This is a genomic window from Luteococcus japonicus, assembly GCF_003752415.1.
GTDB lineage: Bacteria > Actinomycetota > Actinomycetes > Propionibacteriales > Propionibacteriaceae > Luteococcus > Luteococcus japonicus.
Map to the genome: position 1 here is coordinate 346110 of NZ_RKHG01000001.1, position 12294 is coordinate 358403.

Annotated in this window: 11 protein-coding genes and 1 tRNA gene; 6 read left to right on the forward strand and 6 right to left on the reverse strand. The window is 67.7% G+C overall.

The genetic code is table 11. The features are described 5' to 3' along the window. Window positions 1-8: 8 nt before the first annotated feature. A complete protein-coding gene (locus EDD41_RS01590) occupies window positions 9-623 on the reverse strand; it encodes a TetR/AcrR family transcriptional regulator (RefSeq protein WP_245995496.1) in 615 nt (204 codons plus the stop codon). Window positions 624-657: 34 nt separating this feature from the next. Next, on the reverse strand, window positions 658-1443 hold the full coding sequence (locus EDD41_RS01595; RefSeq protein ID WP_123574739.1) for an NADPH-dependent F420 reductase: 786 nt from the start codon (window positions 1441-1443) through the stop codon (window positions 658-660). An 833-nt stretch (window positions 1444-2276) separates the two neighbouring features. Between EDD41_RS01595 and dusB the strand changes: the two genes are divergently transcribed. The 3 genes from dusB to EDD41_RS01610 all read left to right on the forward strand — a co-directional run bounded on the left by dusB (window position 2277) and on the right by EDD41_RS01610 (window position 5187). Continuing rightward, window positions 2277-3431 (forward strand): tRNA dihydrouridine synthase DusB, encoded by a 1155-nt coding sequence (gene dusB, locus EDD41_RS01600; protein ID WP_123574740.1) that lies wholly within the window; start codon window positions 2277-2279, stop codon window positions 3429-3431. Between the two features lie 103 nt (window positions 3432-3534). Beyond that, window positions 3535-4602, forward strand: coding sequence for an HD domain-containing protein (locus tag EDD41_RS01605; RefSeq protein ID WP_123576787.1), 1068 nt, complete (start codon window positions 3535-3537; stop codon window positions 4600-4602). 102 nt (window positions 4603-4704) lie between these two features. Further along, window positions 4705-5187 carry a hypothetical protein gene (locus EDD41_RS01610; RefSeq protein WP_094765355.1) on the forward strand — a complete coding sequence of 161 codons (483 nt, stop codon included), beginning with the start codon at window positions 4705-4707 and terminating at the stop codon, window positions 5185-5187. Window position 5188: 1 nt separating this feature from the next. Here EDD41_RS01610 and EDD41_RS01615 read toward each other — a convergent pair whose 3' ends face one another. Continuing rightward, complete coding sequence (locus tag EDD41_RS01615; RefSeq protein ID WP_123574741.1) at window positions 5189-5947, reverse strand: ABC transporter permease; 759 nt, start codon at window positions 5945-5947, stop codon at window positions 5189-5191. Between the two features lie 52 nt (window positions 5948-5999). On the opposite strand from EDD41_RS01615, the gene dnaG reads away from it, so the two are divergent. Beyond that, entirely contained in the window at window positions 6000-7874 is a 1875-nt protein-coding gene (dnaG, locus tag EDD41_RS01620; RefSeq protein ID WP_123574742.1) for a DNA primase, read from the forward strand. Between the two features lie 133 nt (window positions 7875-8007). Then, window positions 8008-8874, forward strand: a complete 867-nt coding sequence (locus EDD41_RS01625) for a sigma-70 family RNA polymerase sigma factor (protein ID WP_123574743.1) — start codon at window positions 8008-8010, stop codon at window positions 8872-8874. A gap of 2 nt (window positions 8875-8876) precedes the next feature. Here the strand turns inward: EDD41_RS01625 and EDD41_RS01630 are convergent, their stop codons facing one another. Further along, entirely contained in the window at window positions 8877-9980 is a 1104-nt protein-coding gene (locus EDD41_RS01630; RefSeq protein WP_094765351.1) for a CapA family protein, read from the reverse strand. Window positions 9981-10126: 146 nt separating this feature from the next. Here EDD41_RS01630 and EDD41_RS01635 point away from each other — a divergent pair, with 146 nt between their 5' ends. Continuing rightward, window positions 10127-11518 carry an NAD-dependent succinate-semialdehyde dehydrogenase gene (locus EDD41_RS01635; RefSeq protein WP_123574744.1) on the forward strand — a complete coding sequence of 464 codons (1392 nt, stop codon included), beginning with the start codon at window positions 10127-10129 and terminating at the stop codon, window positions 11516-11518. Window positions 11519-11658: 140 nt separating this feature from the next. On the opposite strand, the gene EDD41_RS01640 is transcribed toward EDD41_RS01635, so the two are convergent. Together EDD41_RS01640 and EDD41_RS01645 are read right to left on the reverse strand one after the other, a co-directional pair. Then, a tRNA-Asn gene (locus EDD41_RS01640) sits at window positions 11659-11731 on the reverse strand. A 39-nt stretch (window positions 11732-11770) separates the two neighbouring features. Next, complete coding sequence (locus tag EDD41_RS01645) at window positions 11771-12286, reverse strand: hypothetical protein (RefSeq protein WP_148060434.1); 516 nt, start codon at window positions 12284-12286, stop codon at window positions 11771-11773. Between the last annotated feature and the right edge of the window lie 8 nt (window positions 12287-12294).

Below are 12294 nucleotides of genomic sequence, written 5' to 3' on the forward strand. Positions count from 1 at the left end.
TGGGATTCCTACAGATGGGGCTCGGTGGTCAGCCATCCATGACGCAGCATGCGGCCGAGTCGGGGTTCGGGATTCGAGGGCTGTGCCGCAGTGGCCCAGGTGGTTGCCAGGACGGACAGGAAGAGGTCACGGCCCGTGATCTCGCTCCGTGCCTGTCCGGCCTCCTGGACGGGCGCCAGGAAGCTCGACGTCGTCTCGATCACCCGTTCGCAGGTGGTTCCGAGCGGGGTGCCGGTGGCGTCGAGTGCCGCGCGCAGTGGAGCTGGGAGCCCTTCATAGGCACGCATCCATCCGGCGATGGCATCCAACCATTCGTCCAGGGCGCGCTGCGGATCATGGTCCTGGTGGGTGATTCGTTGGGCCTCGCGGGCCAGGTCGGGGCGGTGTTCCTCGAGGACGGCGGCGACGAGGTCCTCGCGGGTGGGGAAGTGGCGGTACAAGGTTCCAGCGCCGACGCCGGCGGCCTTGGCGATGGCGTCGAGCGGGGCCTCGAGTCCATTCTGGGCGAAGGCGGCACGGGCGGCATCGATGATCTTTGCTCGGTTGCGTTGCACATCGCGTCGTGGGGCGCGCGTGGTGGCGTCGGCGTTCAAGAGGCCCTCCCGGTTGAAATATGGAGACACTCTCCGTATCGTTGATGCGGAGAAGGTCTCCACATCATAGCCGGAAGGTCACCATGCACTCCGATCCCACCCCACAGCTCCTGCGGAAGGCCTTTCGGAGCGTGCCCACCGGCGTCGTGCTGGTCGCGGCCGAACGCGCGGACCAACCGGTGGGGAAGACCTGGACCACGAGATCGCGTCGGATGGGGGCGTTCTCACGGTCGGCGCGCTCCAGGGCTGCCGGGAGGGCGCCGATGGACAAGTCCGTGCCGTAGCAAGGGGTGCCGGGCTGCTGACGCCACGACTCGGCCAGGGTGCCGGCGTCATGCGCCGTGAAGCCGGTGGCCTCCACGAGCTCCATCGCGACCTTCTTGTCCTCTTCGCGGTCTGCGGCCACGGGAAGTGCGAGGCGTTCGGGGTCGCCACTGGGGCGTCCGTTGCTGGCCAAGGAGGCGGAGCCGATGCAGTTCCACGCCTTGACCACGGGGCGTCCCAGCTGTTCGCCCACCCACACGCTCTCGACGGTGTCGGCTGGCACAAAGCCCTCACCATCGCGTTGCGGGTAGAAGTTGGAGGTGTCGACGACGGTCGTTCGCTCCGGCAAGGAGGCAACCAGCGGCGCCAGCTTCGGGATGGCGCTCAGCGGCACCGAGAGCACGAGCACGTCCACATCCTTCGCTGCCTCCTCTGCCGTGCCGGCAACTGCCCCGCTGGTGAGCAGCTCCGCCTCGATGGTCTCAGGACCGCGCGAGTTGGCGACTGTGACGCGGTGACCCGCGGCGCTGAGCTTGCGCACGAGGCTGGCGCCGATGTTTCCGGTTCCGATGATGCCGATCTTCATGCGAAGTCATTCCTAGGGGGTGGGCGATGGGGAAGCCGTGAAGAGTTCCCACATCGAGACTATCCACTTCGAGCCTGCCACGTCCGGCAAGGCATCGGCAGATTCCGCCTCAGGCGGTCATGCGGTGGCGTCGGCGCTCACCCGTTCCAGCCACTTCGACCCCCGAGCTGTCCCTTCGACCCCCGTGCACGGGGGTCAGAGCAGCATGGAGGGGGTCGGAGCAGTAGTGCGGGCAATCCCAGCAGGCACAGCCCGCTGGCGGCGTAGAGGGGCAGACCCCAAGGGGAGTGGGCTGCACCGGTGGTCAGGTAGGTGTCGGCGAGCGCCATTCCCGGGCCGACCGAGGCGAGCCAGTGGGCGGGCGCGGCCAGGACGCCCAGCAGCAGGAAGGAGATTGCATCGGCTCAAGGGTCTCGACGGTGCCGTCGCCAACACGCCCTCAGGGCGGCCCTCGCGAGTGCGATTCCCTGCCCGGAGATGCCCAAGACCACCGCGACCTCCAATGATTCGCCCGCGGCGGCCACCTCTTGATGGATCTGCGCAAGGGAACGTCCCGGAACCGTGGCCAGCGGGTTGGGCACAAGGTTATGCACGACGGACCACAAGGCCAGCAGTACGATCCCAGTGCATCCGACCATGGGGGTCTTGCAAGCTCTCATGATTCGACGCTGGGCGAGGGCCGGCCGTGCTGGATCAGCCTGTGGACCCTGAGCCATCCGTCTGCTGTCCAGCTGAGGCCGCGCGTAGCGTGATGCGGTTATGTCAGGGCTCGCAACTACAGTTGGTCCGGCCATCACCCTGGTGGACACAGCCCATTTCTTGAAAGCGAGCCCGTGAGCGTCTATCCGCCCCTTCGCCTGTCGGCACCCAGCAGGACCGATGCCGTCGTCGTCGACACGCCCGTGGTCCTGGCTCCGATGGCCGGCATCACCAACCGCGCCTTCCGGCAGTTGTGCGCCGAACAGGGCGCAGGTCTGTACGTGTGCGAGATGCTCACCAGCCGCGGCATCGTCATCCAGGACCGCAAGACCCAGAAGATGCTCGGCTTTGCGCCCAATGAGGTGGTGCGCAGCGTCCAGACCTATGGTGTTGATCCGGAGATGGTGGCCCGCGCCACCCACGTCCTGTGTGACCAGTACGGCGTGAACCACGTGGACCTGAACTTCGGCTGCCCGGTGCCGAAGGTGACCCGTAAGGGTGGCGGCGGAGCACTTCCGTGGAAGCAGGACCGCTTCCGCGCCATCCTGCGGGCCGTGGTCAAGGCGGCCGACAGCTACGGCGTCCCGGTGACGATGAAGACCCGCAAGGGCATCGACGACGACCACCTGTACTACCTCGACGCGGGACGCATCGCCCAGCAGGAGGGCGTCGCCGCCATCTGCCTGCATGCCCGCACCGTGGGTGGGGCCTACTCCGGACAGGCCGACTGGGACGCGATCGCCCGCCTGGTGGAGCACGTCGACATCCCGGTACTGGGCAATGGCGACATCTGGGAGGCCAGTGACGCGATGCGGATGATGGCCCAGACCGGTGCCGCCGGCGTCGAGGTGGGCCGCGGCTGCCTGGGCCGGCCGTGGCTCTTCCGCGACCTTGCCGACGCCTTCGCGGGCCGCGAGACCCAGCACAAGCCGACGCTGGGTGAGGTGGCGGCCATGGTGCGCCGCCACGGTGAACTCCTGGCTGAGATCATGGGCGAGAAGTACGGCCTGACCGATCTGCGCAAGCACATGGCCTGGTACTTCAAGGGCTTCCCGGTGGGTGGTGACCTGCGGCACCAGCTGGCGATGATCAGTGACTTCGAGACCTTCGATGCCCTGCTCGCCCAGCTGGACCACGAGGCGCCCTTCCCGGAGATGGAGCTGGGCAAGCCCCGTGGCCGGCAGGGGACCCCGCGGGCCAAGGTGATCCTGCCCTACGGCTGGTACGACGACACGAACGGCCTGGACCTCGAACTCGACGAGGACGACGCCGCAGGTTCGGGAGGCTGACAGACGCATGTGCACCGACGATCCCACCAGGGCCGCTGAGCAGGCCTCCACGGTCACCGAGCCTGTCGAGGTGATGCCCCGGGCCAAGGCCTGGGCCACCACCATGCACGGGCACGAGGGCGATGACTTCATCCAGGCCCATACGGACTCCCATGCCCGGATGGGGACTGGTCCCGTGCTGGGCCGGGAGTCCCGGGAGGAACGTGAGGCCATGCTGCTGCGGCCGGGCGCGACCCTCGCCAGGGGGGCGGGGGACCGAGTCATCACCGAGGAACCAGACTCGGAACGCACCTGCTTCGAGCGCGACCGCGACCGGATCGTCCACTCCCCGGCCTTCCGACGGCTGGCCGGCAAGACCCAAGTGGTCGTCTACCCGACCGACCACCAGCGCACTCGTCTCACCCACGCCATCGAGGTGGCCCAGGTGGCCACCTCCATCGCTCGCGGCTTGGGGGCCAATGTGTCATTGGCCGACGCGATCGCACTGGGACACGACTGCGGCCACGGGCCGGGCGGACATGCCTCCGAGGATGCCTTCGACGCCTTCATCCCCGAGGGCTATGACCATGGCCCGTGGGGAGCCGACGTCGTCCTGACCGGCCTGAACCTCTGCTCCCAGACCCTCGACGGGATCCGCAATCACTCGTGGAGCCGCCCCGCACCGGCAACCATCGAGGGGGAGATCGTCAGCTGGAGCGACCGAATCGCCTACTGCGCGCACGACCTGGAGGACGCGATCCACGCCGGCATCGTCGCGCTGGAGGACTTGCCGAAGGACGTCGCCGCCATCGCGGGAATCGGCCGTCGGGCGCAGTTGGGTACCTTCATCCGGGCTGTGGTTCGCACCACGAATGCCACGGGAAGCGTCGGGATGGACCCGGAGACCGCCCGCGCCCTGGCCAGTCTGCGGCGCTTCAACTACGAGCGGATCTACACCCGACCGGACTCGGTGGCCCAGTCGCACGCCGTCGTCGAGGTGCTGCACGGTTTGGTCGAAGCCTATGTGAAGCGTCCGGAGCTGATGCCTCAGGACTATCGCTGGGACGACGTCATCCGTGGAGCCGTCACCTATGTGGGTGGCATGACGGACCGTTTCGCGTTCGACCAGGCCGAGCACCTGCTGGGGTGGAGCAAGGACCGCCTGCCCCGCGGCATCGGCCGGGGCATCTGAGGCTCGACCACCACTTGACCCGCCGCGTGTTGCACCGGTGTGGTTCGCACTAGCGTGGAGCCTGCACGGGAGGCCCGTGCAGGCTGCGCACGGGGGGTGAGGATGGCCGAAGCCAAGAAGAAGCCGGTGGATCCGACGCTGGTCATCGTGCTGCTCGTCTGTGTCATCGTCGGCATGGTCCAGGGCGCGCGCGGCGTGGTCCGAGGGGCCTCCGCCGGATGGTACCGGGCCAGCGCCGTGGCCGTCGAGAATGTCGAGACCTTCACCGGGAGCCTGCGGGTCAGCACGTCGGCCTGCAAGGACACCGCCGGGCTGGACCAGGTGCGCTACCAGGTGGAGGACCGTACGGGCCGCGAGGTGTCCCGCCAGGAGGACGCGTTCGTGGCAGGGCGAGCCCGTCAGGAGGCCAGTGTCGGCAAGAACCTTCCGGCTGGCAGGTACACGGTGACGGTCAGCTGCCTCAGCGACGGCAAGCCCACCGGACAGGCCGAGAGCACGAACGTCACGGTCGGCAAGAACTCCAAGAACTCCAAGGCCTCCACAGAGGGCCGACGCCCCAGCGGTCTGCCCCACACCGGAAACTGACTCACACGTGAAGGCGCTCCCGCAGGTCTGCGGGCAGCAGGAGGCCCCGCTGCATCAGCTCATTGGCCATCACGACGGTGACGCTCTGACCGGCCATGATCCCCACCAGCACGAGTACCTGCGCGGCCCCGGCCTGGAGGGCGGAGCCACCGCCGAGCAGCACGCCGACGAAGGCGCCGGGCAGGGTCACCAGTCCCACGGTGCGCGTCGTGTCGAGGTTGGGCACCAGAGCCTCGCGGGCGGTGCTCTCGGTGACCAGTTTGATGGCCTCGGGCCGCTGCAGGCCGATGGACAGTGCCGCCTCATAGCCGGGGAAGTTCTCCCGCAGACAGGCGAACTGGCGCCGGCCGAAGAGCGTGTGGGCGGTCATCATGTTCCCAATCACGATGCCCGCGATCGGCACCAGCGCCGCACCACTGAAGGGCGAGGTACCGGTGCCGAAGATGATTGCCAGTACCGGCACGACGCCGCAGAGCATCGCCAGTGCCGTCCACGGCCAGGCATTGCCGGCGGCGGTCCGCTTGACGGTGGTGCGCACGGCGACGGCGAACATCAGCAGGCAGAAGAGGCTCGCAGCCCACAGGTGTTGGAGGCAGAAGACGATCACGACCGAGACGGCCGCCAGTTGCAGTGCGGCACGGGAGGCCGCCACCACCACATCGCCTTCCTGCTTGTAGCCGCCGCGAAGTGAGCTGAGCACGGCCACTGTCACCAGCAGCACCAGGGCGAGGCCCAGCTGCCAGTCAAGGTTCACGATCACCGGACCATTCTAGGGGTCGGGGCCCTCGTCTGGCCGGGATAGGATGCCTGCCATGGCTGGGAGGATCAACGACGAGGACATTGCGCTGGTCCGGGAACGCGCCCGCATCGACGACGTCGTGAGTTCCCATGTCACCCTCAAACCGGCCGGTGGCGGCTCCCTGAAGGGCCTGTGCCCCTTCCACGACGAGAAGACCCCCAGCTTCCAGGTCACTCCCGCCCGCGGCTTCTACTACTGCTTCGGATGCGGTGAGGGTGGCGATTCCATCACCTTCCTGCAGAAGGTCAGCAACCTGTCCTTCACCGAGTCCGTCCAGCAACTGGCGGACCGCACGGGCGTCCAGTTGCGCATCAGCGATGACGGGGGTCCGCGTCATGAGCCGGGTCTGCGGGTTCGGATCATGGAGGCCAACAGTGCCGCTTCCGAGTTCTACTCGCGCCAGCTGCTGGCGCCGGGAGCACTGGCCGCGCGGCAGATGCTGGACGGACGCGGTTTCGACCGTGCGGCAGCGGAGCACTTCGGCGTCGGGTATGCCCCGCGTGGTGGTCGCGACCTGAAGAACCACCTGAACCGGCTGGGATTCAAGGATGCCGAGCTGGTCAAGGCCGGACTCATCCGGGAACACGGCCACGACTTCTTCCAGGGGCGCGTGCTGTGGCCCATCCGTGACTCCGGGTCCGCGGTGCTCGGCTTCGGGGCTCGCAAGCTCTTCGACGATGACCGGATGCCCGCCAAGTACCTGAACACCCCGGAGACCCCGGTCTACAAGAAGTCCCACGTCCTCTACGGGCTGGACCTTGCCAGGCGCCAGATCGGCAAGAAGTCCCAGGCCGTCGTCGTCGAGGGTTACACCGACGTGATGGCGGCGCACCTGTCGGGGGTGGACACCGCGGTCGCCTCCTGCGGTACGGCCTTCGGTGACGACCACGCGCGGATGCTGCAGCGGCTGATGGGCAACCAGGGCGCCTTCTCCGGCGAGGTCATTTTCACCTTCGACGGTGACCAGGCCGGGCAGAATGCCGCGCTCAAGGTCTTCAGCGGCGACCAGAACTTCATCGCCCAGACCTATGTCGCCATCGAACCCTCCGGGCTGGACCCGTGTGACCTGCGCCTGCAGCAGGGCGAGGCCGCGGTGCGGGAACTCGTCGGACGACGGGTCCCGCTGTACCGCTTCGTGATGGAGAACACCCTCAAGGGCTATGACCTGGACCGGGTGGACGGCCGGCTGCAGGCCTTGCGTGCTGCGGCACCCCTGGTCAGCTCCATTCGTGACACCTCCCTCGTCAACGGCTACCTGCGCGAGCTCGCCTCGATGCTGGGTATGGACGTGGACGAGGTGCGCTCCGAGGTCACCAGGGCGGCGCGTCGCAAGGCCAATGAGAAGAGCGAGCCCCGGCATCGCACACCCGTGGTGGACGAGCCCGTGGAGCCGCAGTCACAGCCGGCCCAGGGCCTGCCCTGGCCGGACCCAGCCGACCGGGCACTGGGAGTGGAGCGCGGCACGTTGAAGTTGATGCTGCAGCACCCGACCTTGTTCGACACCGCCTGGGACGGGGTGCAGCCTGACGACTTCACCCACCCCGCCTACCGAGCCGTCTTCGAGTCGATCCTGCGGGTGCCGTGGCAGCCCGACCGCTGGGCGGACAAGGTGCAGGAGGCCACCACCGACGAGGTGGCGCGGCAACTGGAGATCGCCCTGCTCGTCGAACCCGTGCTGAGGACGCCGGACGAGGCCTACGCCACCTCCTATGCGGCACGTGTCCAGCTGCTGCGCATCGACCGCGACATCAAGGACCTGAAGTCCCGGCTGCAGCGCACCAATCCGGTGGACCAGGCCAGCGAGCACAAGCAGATGTTCTCCGCCCTCCTGGAGCTGGAGGTGCGCCGCAAGCAGCTGCAGCTCGTCTCCCTCGGCGCCCCCGACTGAACCCGGGAATCTCCACGCTCACACGGATGCCCGATTCGGACAGTGTGTGCACAAGTAGGTGTTGTCCGAATGCGGACTCCACATTGGCCAGCTGCCTGGCTCGGCGACGCACCGAGCGCGCAAGGCTCGGGCCATGGGATTCAATGTGATGAGCGATCGTGACCTGCCCGACGTCCTCAACGCCGAGCAGGAGGTGGAGTTGTGCCACGCAATCGAGGCGGGGGTCGTTGCTGGGGCGGCACTGGCCGGAATGATGCCGTGGCCACGGCACGCGACGCGCGCCGAGCTGGTGGTCCTCGTGCAGCAGGGCCGCACGGCATGGGAGGAGTTCATCCTGGCCAACCTCAAGATGGTGGCGATGCTTGCCGGGGGAGCGGCCCGCCGCAGTCAGGTCAACCACGAGGAACTCTTCCAGGAAGGCTGTCTGGGCCTCGCCCAGGCCCTGATGCGCTTCGACGCCTCGCAGGGAGTGCGCTTCTCCACCTACGGCCTGCCCTGGGTCCGCAACAGTGTGCTCACCCACCTGGCGCGTCGCGGCGGCCAGTCCGATTCGCCGGTCTGGCGAGCGCGGCAGGCCAGGGCCCTCAGGAGACGTCAGACGGAACTGGAATCTGGTGCCGGTCATCCGGTCAGCCTTGCGGAGGCGGCGGCCAGCATGGGCCGGGATGCCGCCTGGGCCCGGCTGATGACCTCAGACGGCCAACGGCTGCCGCTGGAGGATGCGCACCTGCTGCGGGAAGCAATCGTGCCGTCGGCCAGTGAATGCCTGGAGGCAACATTGTTCGAAAGGCCCGCGTGGCTGGCCGATCTGGGAAGCCAGGAAGCCACGGTGATCGCCCTGCGCTACGGGCTGGACGACGGGATCGAACGCGAGTACCCGCAGGTTGCCCGACGGATGGGCTGCTCCGTGAGCACCGTGCGTCGCCTGGAGCGACGGGCCCTGCAGCGGGCGAGGACACTGGTGAGCGTCACGGGGGAGGCGCTGCCTGTGGCCGCGTGAGGTCAGCTGCAGCCCTGCCCGAGGCCCTTCCACCGTGCCATGGCCTCATCCTTTGCGGCACCGTCCAGCAGTTCGGGCAGGCCCTTGGTGATCCGGGCGGGGGCGAAGTCCGTCGTGGGAGCTCCTTGTCCGCCCGGGACCGTGACCGTGAGGACGCCGGTGGCGCGGGTCTGCTCGGCACCGCTGCCGAAGACGAAGTTGCCCATGCCATACGCAATGGCCGTGTTGCCCCGTGTGCCGGTGGTCTGCAGGATGTGCGCGTGACTGCCGATCACCACGTCGGCCCCGGCCTCGGCGAGCCGTCTGGACGTCTCCTGCTGGCGTTCGGTGGGGCACTGGACCAGCTCGCTGCCCGAGTGCAGGTAGACGACGATCGCATCGTCGGAGCTGGCGGCTCGCGCCTGTCGGACTGCGTCGAGCAGCTTGGTGAAGCCCTCTTCGTCCTTGACCTTCGCCAGGCCCCGCTTGCCCGGCGCGGCCTTCCAGTCCAGATGGGCGTCGAGCACGTCCGTGGCGCCGAAGACCACCACCTTGCGGCCCTTGACCTCGGTGGTCCAGGGTGCCCAGGCCTCGGCGTCGTCCTTGCCCAGTCCCACCATCGGCACGGGGGAGTCCTGCTTGACCTCGAGCATCCGCCGCATGCCTTCGTCACCGAAGTCCATGGTGTGGTTGTTGGCGGCGGTGACGACGTCGACGCCCTCATTCTTGAGGCTGTCCAGGATCTTCGGGGTGGTGGCGAAGGTGAAGGGCTTGGGCTGCGGGCTGAGGCCGGCAAGGTCGTCGGCGACGACGGTCTCCAGGTTGATCATCGCCAGGTCTGCGGCGGCCAGCACCTTGCCGGTCTCGCCGAGGCCTTCCTCATTGATCCGGCCGGCACTCTTGTGGGCCTGCACGTCGCCCGCGAAGGCGAGGGTGATCTGTGGGGCCTTGCCACTGCGCACCCAGGGTGCGGGCACACCGGCGGCGATCTCGGGGGAGGAGTCATCTGGGGTGAGGGCCTTGACCAACGAGGAGAGTGCCCAGACCAGCAGGACCAACAGTGCCAGTACCAGCGCCAGTGCCGCCCGGCGTCGTCGGCGGTAGACGGGGCTGTTGTCCCACTGCATCGTTGCTCTCCTGGGGTCAATCCTGTGCTGAGCACACGCTATTGCGTGCACACACTCCGGCGGGGGTGACTCGCCAGAAGTGGTGTGGCGGTTTTGGTTGAACCGTCTACCGTGGTGCGCACCAAGTTCCACAACGAGGAGGACCCATGGGATACGCGACAACCAATCCGTTCACCGGAGACGTGGAGAAGACCTTCGAGACGGCCACCACGGAACAGATCGAGGCGGCCATCACACTGGCGGACCAGGCCTTCCAGACCTGGCGCGACAAGCCCGTTGCGGAGCGCGTGCAGGTGCTCCAGAAGGCCGCCGACCTGCTGCGTGCGGACGTGCGTGGCTTCGCCAGCATCCTGACCAAAGAGATGGGCAAGCTGATCGGCGAGGCCGAGGCCGAGGTCAACCTGTGCATCGGCATGCTGGAGTACTACGTCGCCAATGCCGAGGAGCAGCTGGCGCCTCGAACCCTGCCGGCCAAGGGCTTCGACCAGGGCGACGTGGTGATCCACCACGAGCCGCTGGGCGTGCTCTATGCCGTGGAGCCGTGGAACTTCCCCTTCTACCAGGTGATCCGCATCGGTGCGCCGCAGTTCAGTGCCGGCAACTCCATCGTGCTCAAGCATGCGTCCAATGTGCCGCAGTCGGCCTTGGCGATGGAGAAGCTCTTCCGCGACGCCGGAGCCCCCGAAGGATTGCTGGTCAACGTTTTCGCCTCGCATGAGGCCGCCGAGCAGATGCTGTCGGATCCTCGGGTGCGCGGGGTCGCCCTGACCGGTTCCGAGGGTGCCGGCGCCTCGGTGGCCGCCACGGCCGCCAAGCACCTCACGAAGTCCACCTTGGAGCTGGGCGGTGCCGACGCCTTCATCGTCCTCGACGACGCCGAGGTGGACAAGGCCGTGAAGTGGGCCGTCTTCGGCAGACACTGGAATGCCGGACAGGTCTGCTGCTCGTCCAAGCGCGTGATCGTCGTGGACGGCGTCTACGACGACTTCCTGGCCAAGTACCGGCAGGGGGTGGCCGAGCTGGTTGCCGGCGACCCGATGGCCGAGGAGACCACGCTTGCCCCACTGTCCTCCCAGGCTGCCGCCGATGACCTGGCGAAGCTGGTGGAGCAGGCTCGCGGGGAGGGCTGCACGGTGGAGGAGGTGGGCGATCCGGTACCCGAGCAGGGAGCCTTCTTCCAGCCCACGATCATCACCGACATCCCGGAGGGCTCCAAGACCTCCCAGCAGGAGTTCTTCGGTCCTGTCTCGCAGATCTACCGGGCCAAGGATGCCGACGACGCGGTGCGGATCGCCAATGCCTCGCCCTTCGGCCTGGGCGGTTCGGTCTTCACCACCGACGAGGAGGAGGGCAGGGCGCTGGCCCGTCGCCTGGACACCGGCATGGTCTACATCAACCAGCCGACCGGGGTGAAGGCAGACATTCCCTTCGGCGGGACCAAGCGCTCCGGATATGGCCGGGAGCTGGTGGACCTGGGCCTGCTGGAGTTCGTCAATGACAAGGTTGTTGTGGTCAGCGACATCGACGGCAGCTTCTGATCGCAGCCGGCAGGTGACTGCGTGGGGGAGCCCGGATCACGGCGATTCGGGCTCCCCTTCGCCATGGCAGGGCCCTCGGCCTGGGTCACGAATAAGCCCGCCTCCCCAGTGTTTGCACTGGTGAGGCGGGCTTTCGTTTGCTCCCCGGACTGGACTCGAACCAGTAACCCTCTGATTAACAGTCAGATGCTCTGCCAATTGAGCTACCAGGGATCAGCGCCGTGCGCGAGATGAAACATTACACAACTTTGCTCAGAAGTCATAATCGGCGCGGAGACGGGCCAAGGCCTCGTCGGCAAGGGCCTTCGTCGTCGGATCCGTGAGCTTTGCTCCCCGCACGGCATTCACCTGCCAGTACAGACGCGGCTGCTCCTCGCCGAGGTCCCGGCGGGCCGTGATGGAGATGCTGCCGCCTCCCGGCACGTCGAACTGGTCCTCGACGGCGATGGAGGCCTGCACTCGCTCCCGGAAGACCTGTGGGAAGGCTCCGGGCTCGGTGAGCTGCACGGCGTCACGCGAACCATCGTTGAGACGCCAGTGGATCTCCTCGCGCTCGGACTTCCAGCCGCCGCTGCGCACCTGGTGCCAGCCGACGCTGCGCCACTGCCCGTCGGCGAGCCGATAGACGAAGCGGTGCGCAAAGGCCAGCAACTCTGCCCGGGGCCCCGTGGCATGGGCCAGCAGCTTGCCCGGCAGGCCCGTCGCCTCCTTGAGCTCGGTCAGCAGGGTGGCATCGGGACGGTTGTCGCGGCGACGAAGGAAGGCCATGACGCCCA

Coding starts and splice junctions, on each gene's coding strand:
- EDD41_RS01595 (WP_123574739.1), bottom strand. CDS start 1,443: ATGAAGATCGGCATCATCGGAACCGGAAACATCGGCGCCAGCCTCGTG.
- EDD41_RS01605 (WP_123576787.1), top strand. CDS start 3,535: ATGCACGGGCACGAGGGCGATGACTTCATCCAGGCCCATACGGACTCC.
- EDD41_RS01610 (WP_094765355.1), top strand. CDS start 4,705: ATGGCCGAAGCCAAGAAGAAGCCGGTGGATCCGACGCTGGTCATCGTG.
- dnaG (WP_123574742.1), top strand. CDS start 6,000: ATGGCTGGGAGGATCAACGACGAGGACATTGCGCTGGTCCGGGAACGC.
- EDD41_RS01625 (WP_123574743.1), top strand. CDS start 8,008: ATGGGATTCAATGTGATGAGCGATCGTGACCTGCCCGACGTCCTCAAC.
- EDD41_RS01630 (WP_094765351.1), bottom strand. CDS start 9,980: ATGCAGTGGGACAACAGCCCCGTCTACCGCCGACGACGCCGGGCGGCA.
- EDD41_RS01635 (WP_123574744.1), top strand. CDS start 10,127: ATGGGATACGCGACAACCAATCCGTTCACCGGAGACGTGGAGAAGACC.
- EDD41_RS01645 (WP_148060434.1), bottom strand. CDS start 12,286: ATGGCCTTCCTTCGTCGCCGCGACAACCGTCCCGATGCCACCCTGCTG.